Origin of the sequence: Nonomuraea sp. NPDC049784, from assembly GCF_040659615.1 — a bacterium.
Classification (GTDB): domain Bacteria; phylum Actinomycetota; class Actinomycetes; order Streptosporangiales; family Streptosporangiaceae; genus Nonomuraea.
In genome coordinates, this window is record NZ_JBFAMX010000780.1 from 1 (window position 1) to 4,042 (window position 4,042).

General features: G+C 71.4%; 4 protein-coding genes and 1 pseudogene. 2 read left to right on the forward strand and 3 right to left on the reverse strand.

The features are described 5' to 3' along the window. Both AB0J09_RS58300 and AB0J09_RS58305 read left to right on the forward strand, forming a co-directional pair. Positions 1 to 608, forward strand: a 608-nt coding sequence (locus AB0J09_RS58300; protein ID WP_360711784.1) for a CoA-transferase, incomplete at its 5' end; no start/stop codon positions are given. Further along, the gene (locus AB0J09_RS58305) at positions 605 to 1,645 is read left to right on the forward strand and encodes a nitronate monooxygenase (RefSeq protein ID WP_360711787.1); all 1,041 of its coding nucleotides are present in this window, start codon (positions 605 to 607) and stop codon (positions 1,643 to 1,645) included. The genes AB0J09_RS58300 and AB0J09_RS58305, both read left to right, overlap by 4 nt. 5 nt (positions 1,646 to 1,650) lie before the next feature. Here AB0J09_RS58305 and AB0J09_RS58310 read toward each other — a convergent pair whose 3' ends face one another. The 3 genes and pseudogenes from AB0J09_RS58310 to AB0J09_RS58320 form a co-directional block, all read right to left on the reverse strand. Beyond that, complete coding sequence (locus AB0J09_RS58310; RefSeq protein WP_360711790.1) at positions 1,651 to 2,322, reverse strand: pentapeptide repeat-containing protein; 672 nt, start codon at positions 2,320 to 2,322, stop codon at positions 1,651 to 1,653. A gap of 11 nt (positions 2,323 to 2,333) precedes the next feature. Next, complete coding sequence (locus AB0J09_RS58315) at positions 2,334 to 3,815, reverse strand: glycoside hydrolase family 3 N-terminal domain-containing protein (RefSeq protein ID WP_360711793.1); 1,482 nt, start codon at positions 3,813 to 3,815, stop codon at positions 2,334 to 2,336. A 75-nt stretch (positions 3,816 to 3,890) separates the two neighbouring features. After that, a pseudogene (locus tag AB0J09_RS58320) lies at positions 3,891 to 4,042 on the reverse strand (acetyl-CoA C-acetyltransferase); the annotation flags it as partial.

The following is a 4,042-nucleotide window of genomic DNA, read 5'->3' on the forward strand; positions in this document are numbered from 1 at the left end:
CGCGGCTGACGTTCGAGCCGGAGCTGCTCACGCACGACGGCACCTGCCTGCTCACCGGCGACGTGCCCGCGCTGGGCGAGACGCCCGGGATGGTGGAGGGGTGGCTGCCCTTCCGGGAGCACCTCTGGCTGGTGCTGAACGGGCGCCGGCACGTCATGCTCGGGGCCAGCCAGATCGACCGGTACGGCAACTCGAACATCTCGTGCATCGGCGAGTGGTCGCGGCCCAAGGCCCAGCTGCTGGGCGTGCGGGGCGCACCGGGGAACACGCGCTGTGATCCGACGAGCTACTGGATCCCCCGGCACTCTCCCCGGGTGTTCGTGCCTTCGGTGGACATGGTCAGCGGCGTCGGGACCGACAGAGGCGCCTTCGACCTGCGCCGGGTGGTGACGAACCTGGCAGTCCTGGACTTCCGCGCCCCCGGCGGGACCATGCGGCTGGTGTCGGTGCATCCGGGGGTGCGGGTGGACGACGTGGTGGCAGCTACCGGCTTCGATCTCGACATTTCCGAAAATGTCGCCCAGACGCGCGAGCCGACCCCTGGGGAGCTGGACGTCCTGGACCGGCTCGATCCCCGGCGGACTCGCGACCGCGAGGTGCCGGCGTGAGGACCGCGCTGACCGATCTGGTGGGGTGCCGCCACCCGATCGTGCAGACCGGCATGGGGTACGTCGCCGGGGCCCGGCTCGCGGCGGCCACCTCGGAGGCCGGCGGTCTGGGCGTGATCGGCGCCGCGACGATGTCGATGAGCGAGATGACTTCGGCGATCAGGCGGGTGAAGGAGCGCACCGACGCGCCTTTCGGGGTGAACATGCGTTCCGACGCCGACGACGCCGCCGAGCGGATCGAGGTGCTGATCAGGGAAGATGTTCGGGTGGCGTCGTTCGCGATGGCGCCCCAGCGCGACCTGATCGCCCGGCTCAAGGACGCGGGCGTGGTCACGATCCCGTCGGTGGGGGCCCGCCGGCACGCGGAGAAGGTGGCGGGCTGGGGCGTCGACGCGGTGATCGTCCAGGGCGGGGAAGGCGGCGGCCACACCGGCCCCGTCGCCACCACCTTGCTGCTGCCGCAGGTCGTGGACGCGGTGGACATCCCGGTCATCGCGGCCGGAGGCTTCTTCGACGGGCGGGGGCTGGTGGCGGCCCTGGCATATGGGGCCTGCGGGATCGCCATGGGGACCAGGTTCTTGCTGACGAGCGACTCCCCTGTGCCCGACGAGGTGAAGAAGGTCTATATGGCGTCGAGGGACACGGTCGTCACGACCAAGGTGGACGGGGTGCCGCACCGGGTCCTCCTGACCCCGTTCGTGGCGTCGCTGGAACGGTCGCGCCTGGTCCGGGCGGTGGTGAACGGGGCTCGCTTCAAACGCCTGTCGGGCTTGTCCTGGGCGGAGATGCTCCGCGAGGGCCGCCGGATGAGGCGGGCGCGCGACCTGACCTGGGCCCAGGTGCTGCAGGCGGCCAACACACCGGTGCTGCTGCGGGCCGCGATGGTGGAGGGACGGTCGGAGCTCGGGGTGATGGCATCGGGCCAGGTGGTGGGCGTGATCGACGATCTGCCGTCATGCCAGGAGCTGATCGACCGCATCATGGCCGAGGCCGAGACCGCCCTGGCCCACCTGGGCCGCACAGGGGACGACTCGTAGGGGCGTCAGACGACGGTGATGCCGCGGGCGGCGAGGATGGCGTTGGCCTGCGTCTGGTTGATGACGGCGCCCGCGAACGCCCGCAGCTTCGCGTCGTCCGGCTGGCCCAGGTCCGCCCCGCGCAGATCGGCCTTGGCGAACTTCGTCTGGAGCAGGCGCGTCCCGATCAGGCGGCAGTCGCTGAACGTGGCCTCCGTGAAGTCGCAGCCCGACAGGTCGGCGTCGTCGAAGCGCACGCCCTCGATGAGCTCGCCGCGCAGCGAGCAGCCGCCGAGGTTGGCCAGGGTCAGGTTGGAGCGGCTGAGCTTGAAGCCGGTGCCGCGCGAGGCCGTGAGCGAGGTACCGATCATGCGGCATCCCGTGAACGAGACGTCCGTCAGGAGCGCGCCGCCGAACTGGGCCGAGGACAGGTCCACGTCGGTGAACGTCACGTCGATGAGGTCGGCGTCGTTGAAGCGGGTCCGCATCCCGCCCCCGCCCGTGAACGAGGCCCCATCGAGGTCGGCCTTGCGGAAGTCGGTCTGGTCCAGCACACACGACTCGAACCTGGCCCCCGCCAGCGGGGCACCCCACAGATCGGTCTCCGTGAGGTCGCAGTCACGGAAGACGTGCGTCTCGTCGCCGGGGAGCCGGTCGGCCAGCGCTTTGCGTGAAAGGTCCTCGCCGTCGAAGTTCACGGGACCACACCCTACTCATGAGAACTCGTGAGCACCTCCGCCGCCGCCTGCCCGCAGACCCGGGCGGACCCGTACGTGGCGATGTGTACGGCGCCCAGATCCGACCGCGCGGGAAGCCCCATCTCCACCACCACCGCGTCGGGCCGGGCGCTGAGCAGGTGCCGCAGCGCCTGCTTCTGCCAGGCGTAGCGGTGCACGTCCCGGACCACGATCACCAGCGGCCGTCCGACCGACTCCTTGACCAGGCGCTCCAGCGCCGAACCCGTCGAATCCCCCACCGCCAGCCGCGTCACCACGGTGTCCGGCAGCAGGCGGGCGAGGGGCTCGCCGACACCCCACGGTGTGTTGCGGTCGATGGCCAGGTTCATCTCCGGCGCCAGCTCCACCACGTACGCCGGGGAGGTCAACGGCAGCACGGGAGCGGCCGACCGGCGGGTGACCCTGATCGCCCGGCGCGCGGCGACCAGGCCGATGGAGTGGTCGCGGGACGGCCGGCTGCCCGAGGAGGCGGCCCATGAGGCCAGCTCGCGGACCCTGCGAGCGGCGTCGGCCAGCCGCTCCTCGGGCAGCAGTCCCTGGGTCACCGCCGTGGCGATCGCGTCGCGGATCCCGGCGGCGGTGGCCTCGTCGGCTCGCTCGCCCCCGACGCAGATCGCGTCGGCTCCCGCGGCGATGGCGCGGGCGGAAACGCCCCCGATCCCGTGCTCCCCCGCCACCGCCGCCATCTCGATGCCGTCAGTGATGATCATTCCTTGGAACCCGAGTTCCTCGCGCAGCAGCCCGGTGAGCACCTTGGGGCTGAGCGTGGCGGGCAGCTCTGCGTCGTACGAGGGCACCAGGAGATGGCCGGTCATGACGGCCTTGACGCCCTCCTTGATCGCCTCCCGGAAAGGGAGCAGCGCGTCCTCGATCCCGTCGTCGGACACCACCGGCACGCCGTGATGCGAGTCCACCGAGGTGTCCCCGTGCCCGGGGAAGTGCTTGGCGCACGCGGCCACGCCGGCCGACTGCAGGCCGCGTACGAACGCCCTGGTGTGCCGCGACACCAGGACCGGGTCCGCGCCGAAGGCCCGCAGGCCGATGACGGGGTTGTCCGGGTTGGAGTTCACGTCGGCGGATGGGGCGAAGTCGAGCGTGATGCCCGCCGCCGCCAGGTCGCCACCGAGGTCCCTGGCCAGGGCCTCGGTCAGGGCCACGTCGTCCACGACGCCCAGCGCGTACCCGCCGGGGCGGCTGCTCCCGGTGGCCACCTCCAGCCTCGTGACCTCACCCGACTCCTCGTCGGTGCCGACGAGCACCGAGGGGTTCTCGGCGCGCAGCGCGGCGGTCAGCCGGGCCACCTGGGCGGGGTCGGCGATGTTGCGCGAGAACAGCACGACGCCGGCCAGCCCGTCGCCGAGGCGGCGGCGGAGCCAGTCGGGAGGCATGTGTCCCGTGAAACCGGGGAAGAGTACGGCGTCGGCGAGGCGAAGCAGGTCACCGCTCAAGGGCATGACCCGCAATCTAATAGGAAAGTTTCCTATTTGCTAGAGGTATTTTCTGACGTCAGCTTGCTCCCCTTCGCATGGTCACGAGGCCAACCGCTCGATGACGGTGACGTTCGCCTGACCTCCGCCCTCGCACATGGTCTGCAGGCCGTACCGCCCGCCCGTGCGCTCCAACTCGTGCAGCAGCTTCACCGCCAGTACGGCGCCGGTCGCGCCGAGCGGGTGGCCGAGCG

Bases quoted from the DNA above. Each gene is read 5' to 3' on its own strand.
- AB0J09_RS58315 (WP_360711793.1), bottom strand. From the start codon at position 3,815: ATGCCCTTGAGCGGTGACCTGCTTCGCCTCGCCGACGCCGTACTCTTC.